This is a genomic window from Thiorhodococcus minor (assembly GCF_010820565.1).
GTDB lineage: Bacteria > Pseudomonadota > Gammaproteobacteria > Chromatiales > Chromatiaceae > Thiorhodococcus > Thiorhodococcus minor.
The window spans coordinates 1-509 of the sequence record NZ_JAAIJQ010000342.1 but is presented as its reverse complement, the minus strand read 5'-3'; the positions used below and the strand labels follow the sequence as shown (position 1 = coordinate 509).

The following is a 509-nucleotide window of genomic DNA, read 5'->3' as shown; positions in this document are numbered from 1 at the left end:
GGGAGGCCCACCCCTCTCCCTCATGCAAAATGACTATTTAAAGGGGAAAATCCATCAGGGACGGTGGCCAGGCTCAATTGGCGACCGACGGCCCGGTGGCATCCCCTCGCACGACACGGTCGGGCGCGTCTTCAGCCTGCTGCAGCCCGAGGCGTTCGAGGCGTGCTTCCGGAACTGGGCCGAGGCGCTGCTGGGCTACGGGCATTGCGATTTCGCCGATATCGATCTGGCTCGACGAATGGGGACACCCGGAGACCTACTCGAATCCGGCGCTGCTGCGTAACATTGCGCGGGAAGGCATTCGGCTGTGATCCATCCTCTGACACCTGTCGGCTTGATGGCGAAGGCGTAGCGAGCCGCTGCTTCACTGCGGCCATGAGCGCTGGGTTCGTGTTGGATGACACTAATGACGGATCGATGGAATCGAGCATGTATACTTCATATAGGCACAAGATCACATTTCTTGAATGCCTGAAAATTCAACGTGAGCAATGAATCGAGTTCTTTCT

General features: G+C 57.8%; 1 pseudogene. It reads left to right on the top strand.

Going from position 1 to position 509, the window contains the following annotated elements:
• Positions 1 to 97 precede the first annotated feature (97 nt).
• Positions 98 to 181 (top strand): annotated as a pseudogene (locus tag G3446_RS27270) (transposase family protein); the annotation flags it as partial.
• Positions 182 to 509: the final 328 nt, after the last annotated feature.